Origin of the sequence: Burkholderia sp. BCC1638, assembly GCF_902833195.1 — a bacterium.
In the GTDB taxonomy this organism is placed as follows: Bacteria; Pseudomonadota; Gammaproteobacteria; order Burkholderiales; family Burkholderiaceae; genus Burkholderia; species Burkholderia diffusa.
The window spans coordinates 50588-66893 of the sequence record NZ_CADFEC010000014.1 but is presented as its reverse complement, the minus strand read 5'-3'; the positions used below and the strand labels follow the sequence as shown (position 1 = coordinate 66893).

Annotated in this window: 16 protein-coding genes; 2 read left to right on the top strand and 14 right to left on the bottom strand. The window is 64.6% G+C overall.

Going from position 1 to position 16306, the window contains the following annotated elements:
* Positions 1-45 precede the first annotated feature (45 nt).
* Entirely contained in the window at positions 46-1587 is a 1542-nt protein-coding gene (locus tag HWX22_RS18085) for an NAD(P)/FAD-dependent oxidoreductase (protein ID WP_244135242.1), read from the top strand.
* Positions 1584-2036, top strand: a complete 453-nt coding sequence (locus tag HWX22_RS18080; RefSeq protein ID WP_175906894.1) for a GtrA family protein — start codon at positions 1584-1586, stop codon at positions 2034-2036. The genes HWX22_RS18085 and HWX22_RS18080 overlap by 4 nt, the downstream gene beginning before the upstream one ends.
* Before the next feature lie 163 nt (positions 2037-2199).
* On the opposite strand, the gene HWX22_RS18075 is transcribed toward HWX22_RS18080, so the two are convergent.
* The 14 genes from HWX22_RS18075 to HWX22_RS18010 all read right to left on the bottom strand — a co-directional run bounded on the left by HWX22_RS18075 (position 2200) and on the right by HWX22_RS18010 (position 16272).
* Positions 2200-2388, bottom strand: a complete 189-nt coding sequence (locus tag HWX22_RS18075) for a hypothetical protein (protein WP_175906802.1) — start codon at positions 2386-2388, stop codon at positions 2200-2202.
* Positions 2389-2448: 60 nt separating this feature from the next.
* Positions 2449-3633 carry a thiolase family protein gene (locus HWX22_RS18070; protein ID WP_175916151.1) on the bottom strand — a complete coding sequence of 395 codons (1185 nt, stop codon included), beginning with the start codon at positions 3631-3633 and terminating at the stop codon, positions 2449-2451.
* A gap of 161 nt (positions 3634-3794) precedes the next feature.
* Positions 3795-3980, bottom strand: a complete 186-nt coding sequence (locus HWX22_RS18065; protein WP_059532220.1) for a rubredoxin — start codon at positions 3978-3980, stop codon at positions 3795-3797.
* Complete coding sequence (locus HWX22_RS18060; RefSeq protein WP_175906806.1) at positions 3977-4900, bottom strand: alpha/beta fold hydrolase; 924 nt, start codon at positions 4898-4900, stop codon at positions 3977-3979. The genes HWX22_RS18065 and HWX22_RS18060 overlap by 4 nt, the downstream gene beginning before the upstream one ends.
* Positions 4900-5997, bottom strand: a complete 1098-nt coding sequence (locus HWX22_RS18055; RefSeq protein WP_175916150.1) for a fatty acid desaturase — start codon at positions 5995-5997, stop codon at positions 4900-4902. Before HWX22_RS18055 ends, HWX22_RS18060 begins: the two co-directional genes overlap by 1 nt.
* Positions 5998-6010: 13 nt before the next feature.
* Positions 6011-6331, bottom strand: a complete 321-nt coding sequence (locus tag HWX22_RS18050; RefSeq protein ID WP_059532229.1) for an acyl carrier protein — start codon at positions 6329-6331, stop codon at positions 6011-6013.
* A gap of 55 nt (positions 6332-6386) precedes the next feature.
* The gene (locus tag HWX22_RS18045) at positions 6387-7370 is read right to left on the bottom strand and encodes an acyl-CoA desaturase (RefSeq protein ID WP_175916149.1); all 984 of its coding nucleotides are present in this window, start codon (positions 7368-7370) and stop codon (positions 6387-6389) included.
* 24 nt (positions 7371-7394) lie between these two features.
* Positions 7395-8354, bottom strand: coding sequence for an acyl-CoA desaturase (locus HWX22_RS18040; RefSeq protein ID WP_175906810.1), 960 nt, complete (start codon positions 8352-8354; stop codon positions 7395-7397).
* A 49-nt stretch (positions 8355-8403) separates the two neighbouring features.
* Positions 8404-10197, bottom strand: a complete 1794-nt coding sequence (locus tag HWX22_RS18035) for a fatty acyl-AMP ligase (RefSeq protein ID WP_244135240.1) — start codon at positions 10195-10197, stop codon at positions 8404-8406.
* A gap of 73 nt (positions 10198-10270) precedes the next feature.
* Complete coding sequence (locus HWX22_RS18030; protein ID WP_175916148.1) at positions 10271-11689, bottom strand: MFS transporter; 1419 nt, start codon at positions 11687-11689, stop codon at positions 10271-10273.
* A gap of 4 nt (positions 11690-11693) precedes the next feature.
* Positions 11694-12566 (bottom strand): hypothetical protein, encoded by an 873-nt coding sequence (locus tag HWX22_RS18025; RefSeq protein WP_244135239.1) that lies wholly within the window; start codon positions 12564-12566, stop codon positions 11694-11696.
* 47 nt (positions 12567-12613) lie between these two features.
* Complete coding sequence (locus HWX22_RS18020) at positions 12614-13618, bottom strand: aromatic ring-hydroxylating dioxygenase subunit alpha (protein ID WP_175906816.1); 1005 nt, start codon at positions 13616-13618, stop codon at positions 12614-12616.
* A 77-nt stretch (positions 13619-13695) separates the two neighbouring features.
* On the bottom strand, positions 13696-14778 hold the full coding sequence (locus HWX22_RS18015; protein WP_175906818.1) for a fatty acid desaturase: 1083 nt from the start codon (positions 14776-14778) through the stop codon (positions 13696-13698).
* 108 nt (positions 14779-14886) lie between these two features.
* The gene (locus tag HWX22_RS18010) at positions 14887-16272 is read right to left on the bottom strand and encodes an NAD(P)/FAD-dependent oxidoreductase (RefSeq protein WP_175906820.1); all 1386 of its coding nucleotides are present in this window, start codon (positions 16270-16272) and stop codon (positions 14887-14889) included.
* Between the last annotated feature and the right edge of the window lie 34 nt (positions 16273-16306).

Sequence of the window (16306 nt, the reverse complement as noted above, 5' to 3'; positions counted from 1 at the left end):
ACATGGCAGTTTGCCGCCCGGCTGGAGCGGCCGATACGACAGTCAATGGACCAGCGACTTGAAACTCGGGGTGACAACATGGATCAATCGGTTGACGTACTCATCATCGGCGCCGGACCCGGCGGCCTCACCGCCGCCTATCTGCTGACCAGGCAGACCGACCTGTCGGTCGCGATCATCGAGAAGGATCCTCGGTATGTCGGCGGCATCAGTCGCACCGAACAGTTCGACGACCACTGCTTCGACATCGGAGGACACCGCTTCTTCTCCAAGTCGGCGGACGTTGTCGCACTGTGGCACGAACTGCTCCCGGACGACTTCATCGAGCGACCGCGCAGCTCGCGCATCTTCTACCGGAACAAATTCTATCGATACCCGCTCGACGGCATCGAGGCCTTGCTGAATCTCGGCATCGTCGAAAGCACGCGCTGCGTGCTTTCGTACCTCGCAGCCCGCGTCAAGCCCTGTCCAAACCCGAAGTCCTTTCATCAATGGGTCGCCAATCAATTCGGAGAACGACTGTTTTCCATCTTCTTCAAGACGTATACCGAAAAGGTCTGGGGCATGTCGTGCGACGAGATATCGGCCGACTGGGCCGCGCAGCGCATCAAGGGCCTGAGCCTGTCCACCGCCATCGTGAGCGCGGTAAAGCGCTCGCTCGGCATCCGATCGGGCAAGTCCAACGTCAAGACACTGATCGAATCCTTCCATTACCCGCGCCGCGGCCCCGGCATGTTGTGGGAAGCCGCCGCCCGCAAATTCCAGGATCAGGGCGGACAGCTGATGATGGGACAGGCGGCCGGGGCAATGCAATACGACAGCCTCACGCGGCGCTGGCTCGTCGAAACCGTCGGCCAGGACGGACAGACGAATCGCATCAGCGCTCGCGATGTGGTGTGCACCGCGCCGCTGCGCGAAACGCTTCGCGCGATTTCGCCCCGTCCGTCATCCGCAGCTGCCGCGTCGAGACTGCAGTATCGGGACTTCATCACGGTCGCGCTGATACTCGACCGGCCCGCCACCTTCACGGACAACTGGATCTACATCCATGACCCGTCCGTCAAGGTCGGGCGAATCCAGAATTTCGCATCGTGGTCGCCCGAGATGGTGCCCGACGCGGCGACGGGTGGCTGCCTGGGGCTCGAATACTTCTGCTTCGACGGCGATTCGATGTGGGAAAGCAGCGATGCCGACATGACTGAACTCGCGATCGGTGAACTCGAGAAAATCGGCCTGGCGACGCGCGACCAGATTCGCGGTTCGCGCGTCGTTCGTCAACCGAAGGCGTACCCCGTGTACGACGACGATTATCGCGACATCGTCGACGAGATCCGTTCGGATCTGGCCGAGCACTATCCGAACCTGCATCTCGTCGGTCGCAACGGCATGCACAAGTACAACAATCAGGACCACGCAATGATGACCGCCATGCTGACCGTCGAGAACATCGTCGCCGGGCACAAGCTTCGCGACGTCTGGGCCGTCAACGAGGACGCGGAGTATCACGAGAGCGGCAGCGAACCACAAGCCGGCGCATCGGGGTTGCGCGCGGTCCCCGCCCGCACCGTTCAGTGGGGGCGGACATGATGTTTTCCGGCTACTTCGTCGTGAGCGCCGTGTCGCTCGTCGTCGACTGGGCACTGTTCCTCACGCTGGCCTCGGCCATGCAGATCGATGCCGGGATATCGGCGTCGGTCGCATACCTGGTCGGGGGTGGCGTGAATTACGTGCTTTCGCGCCGCTTCGTGTTCCGCTCGACCACGATCGGCCGCCGGCAGGTCCGCGAAGCGCTGCTGTTCGCGGCGAGTTGCGGGTTCGGCTCGCTGCTGACCGCGGGCATCGTGCATCTGGCGGCGGGACTGGTCGGCAATATTGCCGCGAAATGGCTCGCGGTAATGGTCAGCTTCATCACGCTGTACCTGGTCCGCAAGGTCGCCGTATTCAGGGTGCCAGGGGCGCGCGCGCCGGCCGCAATTCCGGCGACCGGGCGCCGGGAAGCCGGCGGGGACGCTTGTGTCGAGGCGACGGTTCGTTGAATGAGAGGGGATGGTACCGAAGCCAGTTCCGGGGCGGACCGATTGTCCGGCTGGCGTCAGGTCGATCGCGCTCGTGTGCCTGAACGACGGTGTCACCGCTTGGCCGAGCGCCGACGTGTTGCCGGAAAGGCGAGCCGCTTCCTCGGCGGCTCCGAATCGCGCCCTATTCATTCGGAGGCGATACGCCCTTCCCGACATAACTCGCAATCGCCTCCAGCACGCCGAGGTCCAGGTCTTGCACGCGCTCGGCGCCGAAATGGGACAGCCACTTGCGCCAAAGCGCAGTCTCGGCTGCCGTATATCCGGTCGCCGCACGAGGGTTCGTATCTTCCAGTGCTGAACGCTGGTCCATATCTTCTCCTTGATTGACGCGAGCCGGGGCGGTTGCCGCCGCCCCGGCATCAGAACGCCGTTAGACGGATTCCAGGGCGAGGGCGATACCCTGGCCGCCGCCGATGCACAACGTCACCATGCCGCGTTTCACGCCATCGCGGCGCATCGAGTGCGCAAGGCGGGTCGTCAAAACGGCACCGGTTGCGCCGATTGCATGACCGTGCGCAATCGCGCCGCCTTCGACATTCACCCGTTCCTCGTCGATGCCGAGTTCCCGCATGACCGCGATCGGCACGGCGGCAAACGCCTCATTGATCTCGAAACGCTCGACGTCCTTCAACGACCACCCGGCACGGGCGAGCGCCATCTTGACGGCCGGCACCGGCCCGAGTCCGAACATGCCCGGCTCCACCGCCCCCACCCCATAGGAAACGAGCGTTGCGAGCGGCTCGATTCCACGCGCGTCGGCATACTGCCGATCCGCCACGATCATTGCCGCCGCACCGCTGTTCAATCCGGGCGCATTGCCCGCAGTGATGGTGCCGTCGGAGCGAAACGCGGGCTTCAGCCTGGAGAGCGACTCGACCGTCGTGTCAGGCCGCGGCTGCTCGTCGCGCTCGAATTTGACAGTCTGTTTCCGCCCCTCGATTTCGACCGCGACAAGCTCCGGGTCGAACGCCCCGCGTCCTTGCGCCTGCGCGAAGCGCTGCTGCGAACGCTCCGCCCACCGGTCCTGCTGCGCGCGCGTGATCCCCATCGCTGCAACGAGGTCCTCCGTGTGCCATCCGGAATGCTGGTTGGAAAACGCGTCGACGAGGCCGTCCCCGAGCATGCTGTCGACGATCCCGGCATGCCCCATCCGATGGCCCCATCGCCCGCTTTCCAGCAGATACGGGGCGCGGTCCATGTTTTCCATTCCGCCCGCTACCGCGACCGAGCCGAATCCAAGCCAGATTTCCTGCGCCGCATTCACGATGGCCTGGGCGCCCGAACCACACACTCGATTGACCGTAAGCGCAGGCACGGCCACCGGTACGCCGCCCCCGATGGCCGCTTGACGCGCGGGGTTCATCCTGTTTCCTGCCTGAATGACGTTGCCCATCACGACCGCCGCCAATTCCGCCGGATCGACGTTGCTGCGACGTACCGCTTCGCGGACCGCGACTGCGCCGAGCGCCGTCGCAGCAACGTCCTTCAACGTGCCGCCGAATGCGCCGATGGGCGTTCTGACGGGACTGCAGATCACTACCTGTCGTGCAACCATTTCCACACTCCATTCAAAGGTGGGTTCCGGCGGATCGGATGGCACCGCCGCCGCACGAGTCGCCTGCCGGGAAGGGATGCCGCTTCGCCTGCCCGGCACGCGTAACAACTGCGATTGCGCGGTCGAACACGAGGAAAGGCGACGCGCGCCTCTCCATCACGTCAGATCGACACCATTTCGAAATCTTCCTTGCCGACGCCGCACTCCGGACATTTCCATTTGGCCGGAATGTCTTCCCAGCGCGTTCCCGGCGCGATGCCGTCGTCCGGCGCGCCCCGTTCTTCCGAATAGATCCAGCCGCACACCAGACACATCAACGTGCGCATCTCCACCGCAGTCGTGCTCATCTCGCCAACTCTCCAAAATTCGACGTCTGTCGCATCACAAACTCGCGCACCTGCTCGCGTACCCTCGCGTCCGACAGGATTCGCCCATGCCCCGCGCCCGGGGCCGGCCACAGCGTCGCATCCTGCAGGCCGGCCACTACCCGCTGCGCCTCGCAGTACGGCACCACCGAATCGGCCGGATCGTGCACGACCAGCACCGGAACGTCGAGCGACGCGCCGCGCGCGAGAATGTCCCAGTGGCTGACCGGTACGCCGTTGCGTCGATGCAGCTCCGCAAAAATGCGCTCGACCACCGGGCGCTGGAACGCCATGTCGCGGCTCGCCCAGCGCTCCAGCACCTCGGTCAACCCGCACGTCGGGGCGATCAGCACGATGCAGCGCAACGATGCGCGGCGCGAGCGTTCCGCCAGTGCGGAAACCGCCGCGATCGAACCGAGCGAATGCGCGATCACCACGTGCGCGCCGTCGATCGCGTCGAGCACCGCGCCGGTCGCGCGGGTGAACTGCGTCATCGTCGTATGCTTGCCCGGCGAACGACCGTGAGCAGGCGCGTCGAATGACGCCACCGAGAAGCCCAGGTTCTGCATCGGCTTCACGAAGCTCAGCATGCTGCTGCTGTCGGTGCCCCAGCCGTGCACGAGCAGCACGCGCGACGCCCCGCCCTCCCAGTAATAGGCCCGGTCGATATCCGCATTGCCCTCGATCGGCGTCTCCGTGGCGCCGAGTGGCACCCGATCGCTGACAGGGAGCCCGTAGCCGCGCGTGAAGCCGAACGCGTCGGCCGCCCGCCTTCCGGCGAGGCGCGGCGCGAAGGCATTCAGCATCCCGAACGCGCGACGGCGGAGCCGCACGCGCAACGATGGCGCATTCGCCTTGCGCCGAGCGATCGGCGAGACTTCCGTATGGTTCACGGACACCATCACCGGCCCTCCGCCGCCGTACGCGCGCCGACGGGCACGGCTTCCCGGGACAGGCTCCGGTAGTAGCCCGACTCGGTGTCGTAGAAATGGCAATGACGAATGACGTGCCAAAGATCGCCGAACGTGAAATCCTTTTCGCGGATCATGCCGGGGAACGCCTCCTTGAGCGCCGCCTGGGCCTTCGGCAAGTTGTAGAACGGTACGATCGGCGCGACGTGGTGCGCCGTATGCACCGAAATGTTGTGCGTCATGAAATGCAGCCACTTCGGATACCGGTAGTCGGTCGTCACGAGCAGGCGACTGGCGTTCGGCGTCCAGTGCTGCGACGGCAGGAACGGGATGTCGTCCGACGTGTGGTGCATCAGCGTCGTGGCGCTGAACCACGCGTGAATCATGAGCCACGGCACGACGAAGTACAGGAACAGGCCCGTGATGCCCGTGAAGTAGATCAGCGCCGGGAAGTAAAGCGCCGACGCGATCAGCACGAACGCAATCGAGTGTTTCACGTCGCGCCGCATCTCACGCTTCGGATAGAAGCCCGGACGGAATCCCGACTCCTTCCAGTAGCTGACCGTGCCCGCCCAGAACAGCCACTTGCGCGTACCGGCGTACTCGAGACGCTTCAGGAACGACATGCGATCGTAAAGCGGCGCGGGAATGGGCCGCCAGTCCGTGTCGAGTTCGAGGTTGTTGGTGTTCGCGTGATGCAGGTTGTGCGTATGGCGCCACGCGTGGAACGGATACAGCAGCGGAAGAAGCGACAAATGCCCGATCGCCAGGTTGAACCATCGAGAGCGGGAGAACGAGTTGTGCCCACAATCGTGCGCGATGCAGTGCAGCCCCCAGCCGCCCAGACCTGCGAGCAGCCACAGCGGAACGTAGAACAGCCAATGCGGTGCGTACGCGATGCCGACCAGCGCACCGATGTACGCGGCATAGCTCACCACGAAACCAAGAACGCCGCGCCACGCGCGCGGCTCGTACAACGACTTTGGAATCGCGTCGGTCAGCCGTACGCCCTCGAGCGCTTTCGACTTCTTCAGGAATTCGTCGAAACGCGCGGGCGGCGCGCTCGGGAAGGTGTATTTGCTTGTCATGTCGATCTCCCGCTTATGCAGCCTGCAAGCCGAGCTCGGTCGACAGGTGGCGCGCCAGTTCGTCGATGCTGTTGTGTTCGAACAGCAGCGCCGGGGACAGCCGCTGCTCTACGACCTTCTCCAGATCGCCCGACACCTGCACCGCGACGATCGAATCGAGGCCATATTCGTCGAAGCGCTTCGCGGGGTCGATGGCAGCCCGGTCCACCTTCAACTGCCTGGCGAGCCGGTCGATCAGCCAGCTTCGAATCGACGCTTCGGTGAGGGGGCCGATATCGGCGGCCACCGCCTTCTTGCGGCCGAACAGACCACCCAGAATTCCAGCTTGAGACATGATGAAAAATCCTTCTATACGAGGGAAATGAACGAAATGACGACGGCAATCTTCTTCAATACGGCTGCTTGGCGAGCTTGCGGATTGCGGCAGGCCCGGGTTGGCGCAGGTCCCACACGACGCCCAGCTTGCCGAGCGTCCACAACACCCACGCGCTGAGATCCGGCTCGTACCACTTCACCGAGTGGCGATATGACGCCGGGAACGCGTGGTGGTTGTTCTGCAGGCCTTCGCCGAACGTGAACACGGCGACCGTCCAGTTGTTCGCGCTGTTGTCGTCTGTCTTGAACGGCCGTCCACCGAACATGTGGCACACCGAACCCACGCACCAGGCAGCCTGGTTGGCCAGGAAAATCCGCGCGAACCCGCCGAACAGAAGGCCGTTCCACGCGCCGTGCCAGGAGCCGGCAATGGCGCCGCCGATCCCGGCGGGCAGCACGAGACCGAGCACGATCCACCAGACGTAGGTACGGTGATAGAAAAACAGACGGCGATCGCGCAACACATCGGGGGCGAAGAACGTCCAGCCCGATACGTCCGCGGCCAGCATCCACGGCATGTGCGCATACCAGAGGCCGCGCAGCTTGGCGAACAGCCCCTGTCCGACCAGGTTCGGCGAATGCGGATCGCCTTGCTGGTCGCTGTACAGATGATGACGACGATGGGTCGTCACCCAGAACATGATCGGGCCTTGGGCGGCCATCGACCCGCAGATCAGCAGCAGTCCCTCGAACCACTTCGAAGTCCGGAACGTCTTGTGAGCGAGGTACCGATGGAAGCCCATCGTGATCCCGCCCATGTGCAGAAAATAGAACACCCCGAACAGCACCAGATCGATGACGGTGAAGTCTCCCAGCACGAGTTGGCGTGCCGCCAGCGCAAAGCCGGCGAGCGGCACCAGCATCACGGCCAGGGCGGTATAGCGCTTGATGCGCGCCCCACTGCCCTTTAGCGACGAAACACCGGGGATCTGACCGTCGGCGGCCGACAGCCCGCCGGCGGCAGTCACGCCGGGTGCAACCTGAATCGACGAATTCATAAGATTCTCCAAACGCTAACAGGATTACGGCGAAGTTGAGTGAGCCGCCGCGCGGCGCTTCGGGGCGTAGCGCACCTCCGTGACGAGCCCCAGCGCGTCGAGCAGGCGGATGATCCAGGCGGAGGGATCGAGTTGCCAGAACGCGTGATCGTTGTTGGCGAAGGCCGGCTGCGCGTGATGGTTGTTGTGCCACGCGCCGCCCACCGAAACGATGGCGAGCAGGCCCAGATTGCGACTGTGGTCGCGCGTCGCGTGCGGACGGGTGCCGATGGTGTGGCACAGGGAATTGACCGCCCACGTCGATTGATCGAGCAGGAAGATTCGCGCGAGACCACCCCACAGAAAGCCGCCGACGGCCCCGAACAAGGCCTGCCCGGCCGGCGCGAGCAGCGCACCCGCGAGCGCGGGGATGGCGAGGCCGAGCATCACCCACCACGCGTATCGAAGATTGAGATTGACGATCAGGCGATCGCGCAGCAGGTCCGCAGCATACGCACTCCAGTTCTCGCGCCGCACCGTGAACAGCCAGCCCACGTGACCGTGCCAAAGGCCCGCCAGTCGGCTCGGCTTGCCGTGCCGGTTCGCGCGCGGGCGCGGCGAATGCGGGTCGCCGTCCTGATCGGTGAACGCATGATGCATCCGGTGCGTTGCGGCCCAGAACAGGATCGGCCCCTGTGCGGCCATGCTGCCGAGCACGCCGAGCATCACGGTGACGATCGGCCGGCCCTTGAACGAGCGGTGCGAAAAATATCGATGCATGCCGGTTTCGACGCCGATCGCGGTCGAGAAATACATCACCGCCAGCAGCACGAAGTCTGTCGCGCGCATGCCGTATATCCACGTGTAGGCGATCGCCAGCGCGAAACCGAGCGCGGGAATGCCCACGGTCAGATAAGCAAGCCGGCGTGCGCGCACGTCGGTGTCGGCTTCCGCGACAGCGGCGGTTGCCGGTGTGCGCGAAGCCAGGGAATCCGCTTCAGCCATGACTGGCTCCGAAGAAATGGAATGTGAAGATGAAGTGTTGGCGGACGGCTTACGTGCGTGCTTCGAGCACGCTCAAGCGACCTTGCTGGAACGCCTGCTTGCACGCTTGCCGGCGCACCTTGCCGCTGGTCGTGAGCGGAATCGAGCCGGTCGGTCCCAGGTGCACCACCGCCGGTGACACCCCGTGGTCTCGCGTGACCGCCAACGTGATCGCCGCGCGCACCTCGCGCATTTGCTCGGTATTCAGTCGGCGCGAGCGCTTGAGTTCCGCAACGATGACGAGCGACTCAGAAGGACCGCCGTCGATCGAGAACGCCACCACACCGTTCGTGCGAATCGCGTCGTGCGCCGATTGCACCGATCCCTCGATGTCGTTCGGATAGAGATTGCGCCCGGCGACAATCACGATGTCCTTGATCCGACCGGTCACGAACAGCTCGCCGTCGTTCAGAAAGCCGAGATCGCCCGTGCGTAGGTAGCGCACGGATCCGCCCTCGCCATCTCCGTCACCGGGCGTGGCCGCGAAAACGTCGGCGCTGTCGCTGCGGTTCAGATAGCCCGCGGCGACATTCGGGCCACTGAACCAGATTTCACCGATGGTCCGGTCCGGCTGTACGCGCTTCGTCTCAGGGTCGACGATCAGCAGCCGATGCCCGACTGCTACCGGTCCGCACCCGACCAGCGTGGTACGCCCGCGCACATCGGATTCCGGCGCGCGTAGCTCGCACCTGCCGTGAGCAAGTGCCTCCTTGTCGACATCGATCAGGGTGATCGGCGAACGCCCCACCTTGCCGGATACATAGAGCGTCGCCTCGGCCATGCCATAGGAGGGCACCACGGCGCGGCGCTCGAAGCCATACCGGCCGAAGCGCGCGAAAAAACGTTCGAGCGTCGCGTGGCTCACCGGCTCCGCGCCGCAGAATACGTGCTGCAGCGAGCCGAGATCGAGCGTGTCCGCCTCTTCTTCGCTGATGTTGTCGACGCACAGGTCGAACGCGAAATTCGGCGCGACGCTGGTGGTCACGCGATAGTCGCTGATCGCCTTGAGCCAGCGATACGGCCGCTGGACGAAATGCTGCGGCGACAGGATCACGAGCGGAAAACCGCTGAACACCGCGAGCAGCAGCGCGCCCATCAGTCCCATGTCGTGATACGGCGGCAGCCACGTGCATCCGACACGGTCGCGATCCGGCCCGATCCGTTCGGCGATCACCGCGCAATTGCTGACGAGATTCTCGTGCGTGACGACTACGCCCTTGGGCTCGCCCGTCGATCCGGACGTGTACTGAAGCAGCGCCGGCCGGTCCAGGTCGACACGCCACTCCAGCGAGCCCCCAACGCCAAATGCCGAAGCTTCGATTTCGTGGAACGCACTTTCGTCGAGCGTCAGCAACGCAGGCGCGGCACGCTGACCGCCGTAGAGCTCGTCGAGCTGTGGCTGCAGTGAGCGATGAAGCTTGCCGGCGATGACCACGTCCGGGTGAGCGTCGCGACAAATCGATGCGAAGCGGGCCACCGCGCGCGCGCCGGCCGGTGGAAACGAGGGTACCGCGGTGGCACCCGCCAGCAGAATGCCGAACAGCGCCGCGACGTAACCCAGACCGGGTTCGAGCAGAAGCAATACGCGCCGGTCGTGCAACGGGTGCTGCAGAACCATGTCCCGCACATGGACAGCAGCGGCGGCGAACTGCCCGTACGACCAGCTCACGACATCGTCCTCGCCGTCGCGAAGAAAATGAAATGCGATCCGCTCCGGCGTTTGCTCGGCACGCTCTCGAAGAATGTCGAGCAGGGACGAGCGCTCCGCTGTCGCAGCGGAGGGGAAAATACTACCGGTCATCATGAGGCCCTCGGATAATCGATGTTGTTTTTGTGAAAGCTTTGTACGCGAACCGTTGCCGGACGATCCGCGCCCCTCAGCGTGCCACCGCGGATGCAAGCGCTCGAGGTCGCGTATCCACCGGCGCGCACAGGATCGCGGTAGCCAGGCCAAGCGCAATCTGCAGATAACAGAGCGTGTGGAATTCGGCGAGGCGCGTTATCGCGTTACCGGTGATGGCGACCGTCAGCGCCACGCCGAACACGGATCCCACCTGGCGTATCGCCTGGTTGACGGCCGAGCCGACACCGAATCGCGCCGGCGGCAGATGCGCGACGGCCGCCGCGGACAGCGAAGGCATGACCATGCCGACCCCCAGCCCGGTGAGGAGCGCGCCCGGCAGCCACGCATGCACATAATCCGGATTGACCCCAGGCACCAGCGCGAACCATATGCTCGCTGCCGTCGAGATCAGGCTGCCCGTCACCAGCAGAACCCGGTGCCCCGCGCGCGCCGCGAACCGTCCGCACACGATCGCCGTCGGAACGACGAGCAGCGGCCCGGGGCTGCCGGCCAGTCCCGCACGCGTCAGCGAATACGACCAGACTCCCGTGGTGAACAGGAACGTCTGAAAGAACATCATCGCAAAGCCGATCGCGAAGCACAGCGAAGCCAGATTGATGTAGCAGTAAGTCCGATCCCGAAACAGCGAGAGATCGATTGCCGGCGACCGTACCGTGCGAGCCCATGCAACGAATGCCGCCAGCATGCCCATCCCGCCTGCGATCGCGAATGCGACTTCCGGCGAAGTCCAGCCGACCGCCTCGGATCGCACCAGACCGACCGCGATGGAACCGACGCCGAGGATCAGCAGGACGACGCCAACCAGATCGAGCGGTGCACCGCGCTCGGGATCACGCGACTCGTCGAGAATGCGCCGTCCTTGCCATAGCGCGATTGCGCCAAGCGGCAGGTTGAGAAAGAAAGCCCAGGGCCAGCCGAAGCGATCCACCATGAACGAGCCGACGCTTGGACCCAATGCCCCGGCCACCCCGCTGACCGCGCCCCACAAGCTCACGGCCACGGACCGCTTGCCGACCGGAAACGCCGCGAGCAGGATCGACAGCGATGCAGGCAACAACAGCGCCGCCCCCGCGCCTTGCACCGCACGCATTGCCCAGAGCATCTCGACATGCGTGGCGATGCCGCAGCCGAAAGATCCTCCCAGGAACATGGCGAGTCCAAGCAGGAACGTGCGCTTGCGTCCGCGCAGGTCGGCGAGGCGGCCCGCGGGCACGAGCAACGCGGCGAAGACGAGCGTGTACGCGTTCAGAACCCACGACAGGCCGGCAGAGTCGGTATCGGGAAACGCCCGTCGCAAAGCGGGAAATGCCGCATACAGCACGGTTACGTCGATCGAGACGAGAAACACCGCGACACTGGCGATCCAGAACACCGGCCACGGCGAAATCGCGCTCGGCTGCGCCTGCGCGGCGGACACGCTGGGTCCGTTCATGGACTTATACCTCGCGAAGCTGAACGGGCGTCACGTCGTCATTCGATTCGGATTCCGATTCGGATTCCGATTCCGATTCGAAATACGACCGATCGAGAAACGGGAGCGTTCGCGCCCGCATCCGCGCCTGAAACAGCGCGACGACCGGCCACGGGCGCATCGCCATTGCCATGCCCTTGACCGTACGCGCATCTTCCCAATAGATGACGTTCGCCACTTCCAGCGGCAGCCCGCCGACCTCGCCCGTCCAGAGGCTCAGCGTCGTGGCGTTTGCCGACAGACGCGGCCCGCTCGCACGTCCGCCGTAGACCGCCATCGAATGGCCGCACACGCGCTCGACGTCGTCACGGCCGCGAATCGGTTTGCAGGCCACCGGGCTGGTCAGAAACATCTCGTCGACGATGGGGAACGGCAACTTGGCGTCCAGCACCTCGTCGGCAGGTATCGGCGGCAACGCCGTTTCGATTCCCGGCGGCAGCACCCACGCGTCTGCGTCGACGAGATCCCGGCTCGCGTCATACAGCGCCCGGCGCACCGGTGCGGGAAACGAGCCAAGGAAGATGTCGACCTGGATGCGTGTACCGGACCGGCGCGCCACCGTCACGCCGCGAATCCGGCGACCCTGGAAGAGGCCGTGCCATTCGCGCCCGCCGATGTCCGCACCGCTCCACGCGTTTTTCGACTCGACTTCGGAAAAGATGCCGGCGGCGGCCGTCGCAAGACGCTCGACGCGGTCGCGACCGACGATCTCTCCGAACGTCATGGGATGCAGCAAGCCGACTTCGTCCTGCGTCGACATTCCGAGTTCGCTGAGCAACTCGCCGACATAAAGGCTGGACTGTCCTTGGTGACGCATCGTCGCTTCCTTCTCGATCATCGTCGTTTCCTCTTCCGCGTGCGGCACGCGCTCCGTCCCGACGTGCGTCATACGGCCGCTCGAATGGATGCGTTCGCACCCATTCGCTCCAAGATCCGCCGCGCGGCGAACGCCGGGCGATCGAGCTGGATGTCGATCATCGGCGCCGTGGGGCTCCAGTTCGCCTGCAGGCTCTCCGCGACATCCTTGTCCTCCATCACGGTGGCGAACACTTCCTTCGCGGTGAACTCGGTAAACCGCTCGTTGTCGACGTCGAAATCGCGATGCATGCCCACGAACACATGAGTCGTGGTATCCGTGGCGGGCGTGAAGATCGTCGTCGTATAGACGTGGAAGACCTGGCCGCTCGAATCGTCGCAGGCGTGAGCCCTCGTTTCGACCCGCGTGTTGCCGATGGGCCAGTAGAGCACCTCCTGGAAGCGGTCGATGTAGTCGAGCTTCAGGATATGGGTGTAGAGCGGCGGCGTCTTCTCGCGGCGCAGGTAACGGCGCACCCGGACTTCATCGTCGTTGATCACGATTTCGGGCGGCGTCTCGACGATGTCGAGCGAGCCGAGCGTCTTCGCATGCACGAAGGCGGCGTGCGAAATGTCGAGGATGTTGTCGATGCCGAACAGGTAGCTACACGCGATCGTGCAATAGCTCATCTTCCCGGCAAGCTCGGGCGCCGAACAGACCCAATGGTTGGGGATCGCCGCCTCGTCGACCTTGTCGGGCTCACCGGTCCACAGCCAGATGAAGCCGTATTTCTCGACGGCGGGAAACGACCGCACACGTGCGCCCTTCGGGATCACGGTCTGGCTCGGAATGCTGACGCACGCACCGGAGCAGTCGTACCGGAGCCCGTGATACCAGCACTGGAGTTCGTCGCCGACCACGCGCCCCCGCGATAGCGGAACCTGCCGGTGCGGGCACCGATCCTCGAGCGCGACGATCTGATTCGCCTGCGTACGGTACATGACGATCTTCTGGTTCAGAATCGTCCGGGCAAAGGGCTCCCTCTGGACTTCCGCTGAAAGTGCTGCTGCGTACCACGCATTCTGGATAAACATGATTCCTCACTTTGCTACATGGGCGGCGGTGGCACACCGACGCGAGCTCGCGTCGCCGTGTGCGCTCGTGATCGGTTCTATCTGCGCGCGACGGCGACCATCCGTTCGTCGTCCCGGGCGTCGGCTCCGGCCGCTTCGCGATCGAGACGGCCGTCCGCCATCTGCTCGAGAAATTCGTCCGACGCGGACTGCAAATTCACGCAGGGATACTGAAAGCGGCCGGTCGTATAACGAAGCGCGCCAAGGAAGGACGGCTCGACCGGCGCGCCTTCCGCCTCGAACAGCCCGTGCGACGCCAGATACGTGTGAAGCGCGGGCAACCGGTAGCACGGGACGGCCGGATACTGGTGGTGTTCAAGGTGGAAGTTGCTGCCGAAGAACAGCGCCGTATAGATCGGCGACGTGTAGCTGCGACTGTCGCGATATCGCCCCGGCACGGTATCCGTGTGTTCGATGTATGCGCGAATGGTGCTGAATACGTACACCCCGATATACGGAATCAGCATGACGGTGAAACCGAGCCACAGCGAGCGATGCCAGATGAATCCATAGGCCGTTATCGCGCACAGGCTCAGCGCGATGTTGATCCGCGAGATCCAGCGCATTTCGCGCTGGCTGAACGGCAACCGCGTGTTCTCCGGCCACGGCAAACCTGCCGCCATGCGCGCGGCGTTCCGAGTGTAGATCCGCACGCCCTTGGAACGCGCGAGAAAGAAGCGCGACCAGAAGGTTCTGTACTGCGAATAGATCTGCACATCCGGATCGATGTCCTGACCGGTGAAGCGATGGTGCTTCCAGTGCGTCATGCTGAAGCCCACGATCAGGAAGCCCGGCACCAGCGACGAGCAGATGAGCGCCAGCGCGGCGCTCACGTACTTGTTGCGATGCAGGTTCGTATGCATCCCCTCGTGTCCGACGAAGGTCAGCAAATGCATGCCATGTCCGCCGATCACACCCAGGACGATGGCCAACGCAATTCGGACCGGCGTCGACATCGGGATATCGACGACGGCGAATGCCACTGCGGCCGGAATCAGGAAGAACGCGAGCGCGTGCGCCAGATAGAGGATCGTGGCGACGGCGCTGATCCGGTGGAAGTGCCGTGGCAGCTTGAGCCGCGACAATGCGACGTCACTGTCCAACGTGGCTGCGATGGTCATGGCCTCTCTCCTCGATTGATGCGATGCAGTGCCGGCGATTGGCGAACGTGCCGCGCCGTGGCTTGAAATCGCGTGGCCGCAACGACCACGCACCGCTGTTGCGCGCGTTCAAATGGATTCCCCGACCGACGCGACGTGCTCGGCGCCGGCGGCAAACGATTCCAGCTCGTCCGACTCGCGCACGCGGGACCGCCGGGCGCGCGCCTCCTCTGCGATCTGCACGCGCCGCGCCATCTCGGCGCGAATCGCCTCGCCTCGCCGGGACATGTCGATCAACGGCTGGATCACGCCCGTTTCGCCGCCGGCCATTGCCTCGTCCGCCCACTTCTTGATATCGCTCGGATCGAATACGGCAAACGGCGAGCACTGGCGATTCTGCGAAGCGAGCAAACGCGCCTGCAGTTCCGGATCGTTCGCAAGCTTGCGATAAAGGATCCGGCTGAGCGGATTGTTGTGGCCGAGTGCGCCGCGGCCGCGCGAGTATTCGAACAGGTCGATCGAGGTTGCGTCGCGCTGGCGCCAGTAGCACTCCAGCGCATGCTCATCGCCCTCGACGATGGCCTGGGCGAGCGAACGCGCATCGCGAAGTGCGTCGGTAATCCCGAATCCCGGCGACGGGTCCATGAAGAGACCCGCATCGCCCACGAGGGCCCAGCCGGGTCCTGCGGCCTGACGGAAGAAAAAGTGCAGCTTCAATGCGCCGAGCACCTTGCTGGCGGGCGCGTCGGCAACCAGCGGCGCCGTGTGAGGGTTGCCCTTCAGCGTCTCCGTGAGCTTCTCGAGCACACGGCCCTTCCATTCCGGCAACTCCATTTTCGGGAACGCCACCCCGATCAGCAGCAGGTCACGGTTGGTCGGAAAAACGAAGACGATGTCGTCGCCGAAGGTGCAGTTCATCGCTCCGCCGCGATAGCGCGGATCGGTGTCGAACCAGTCCGGCCGCGGCCAGTACGCCCAATACATTGCACGCGGGCCGTCGTAGCCGTGGTACTCCTCGGCACCGACGAGATCCGCCATCGTCGAGTGCTGGCCATCCGCGCCCACCACGACCCGCGCCCGGATCTCTTCACGCACGCCGTCATGTTCCACCACGGCGCCCGTCACCCGTTCGCCGTCGCGCAACAGACCGACCAGCCGGGTCCGCGTGCGGACCTGAGCCCCCGCCGCCCGCGCCTCCTCCAGCAACAGCGCATCGAGATCCATCCGACGCGGACAGGAGCAGCCTCCGCCGACGGGATACTCGATGCAGCCGAGCACGTCGTCGCCCCCATACATCATGCTGGGCACCGGCGGCGCGAAACGGCGAACCTTGTCGCCAAGCGCCAGTTCGTCAAGGAGCGCCATGCCGTAAGGCGAAATCCAGTGCGTGGACAATGGCTGGTCGCTCGGGAGATTGCTCGCATCGATTGCCAGAACGCGCTTGCCGGCGCGCGCCAGATGAATCGCGAGCGTGGCGCCCGCGCAGCGAGCGCCGACGATGAGGGTGTCTAACACGGAGAATTTCCTTCGGATAACGATCGGAACCGGA

Coding starts and splice junctions, on each gene's coding strand:
- HWX22_RS18085 (WP_244135242.1), top strand. CDS start 46: ATGGACCAGCGACTTGAAACTCGGGGTGACAACATGGATCAATCGGTT.
- HWX22_RS18080 (WP_175906894.1), top strand. CDS start 1,584: ATGATGTTTTCCGGCTACTTCGTCGTGAGCGCCGTGTCGCTCGTCGTC.
- HWX22_RS18075 (WP_175906802.1), bottom strand. CDS start 2,388: ATGGACCAGCGTTCAGCACTGGAAGATACGAACCCTCGTGCGGCGACC.
- HWX22_RS18070 (WP_175916151.1), bottom strand. CDS start 3,633: ATGGTTGCACGACAGGTAGTGATCTGCAGTCCCGTCAGAACGCCCATC.
- HWX22_RS18065 (WP_059532220.1), bottom strand. CDS start 3,980: ATGAGCACGACTGCGGTGGAGATGCGCACGTTGATGTGTCTGGTGTGC.
- HWX22_RS18060 (WP_175906806.1), bottom strand. CDS start 4,900: ATGGTGTCCGTGAACCATACGGAAGTCTCGCCGATCGCTCGGCGCAAG.
- HWX22_RS18055 (WP_175916150.1), bottom strand. CDS start 5,997: ATGACAAGCAAATACACCTTCCCGAGCGCGCCGCCCGCGCGTTTCGAC.
- HWX22_RS18050 (WP_059532229.1), bottom strand. CDS start 6,331: ATGTCTCAAGCTGGAATTCTGGGTGGTCTGTTCGGCCGCAAGAAGGCG.
- HWX22_RS18045 (WP_175916149.1), bottom strand. CDS start 7,370: ATGAATTCGTCGATTCAGGTTGCACCCGGCGTGACTGCCGCCGGCGGG.
- HWX22_RS18040 (WP_175906810.1), bottom strand. CDS start 8,354: ATGGCTGAAGCGGATTCCCTGGCTTCGCGCACACCGGCAACCGCCGCT.
- HWX22_RS18035 (WP_244135240.1), bottom strand. CDS start 10,197: ATGATGACCGGTAGTATTTTCCCCTCCGCTGCGACAGCGGAGCGCTCG.
- HWX22_RS18030 (WP_175916148.1), bottom strand. CDS start 11,689: ATGAACGGACCCAGCGTGTCCGCCGCGCAGGCGCAGCCGAGCGCGATT.
- HWX22_RS18025 (WP_244135239.1), bottom strand. CDS start 12,566: ATGATCGAGAAGGAAGCGACGATGCGTCACCAAGGACAGTCCAGCCTT.
- HWX22_RS18020 (WP_175906816.1), bottom strand. CDS start 13,618: ATGTTTATCCAGAATGCGTGGTACGCAGCAGCACTTTCAGCGGAAGTC.
- HWX22_RS18015 (WP_175906818.1), bottom strand. CDS start 14,778: ATGACCATCGCAGCCACGTTGGACAGTGACGTCGCATTGTCGCGGCTC.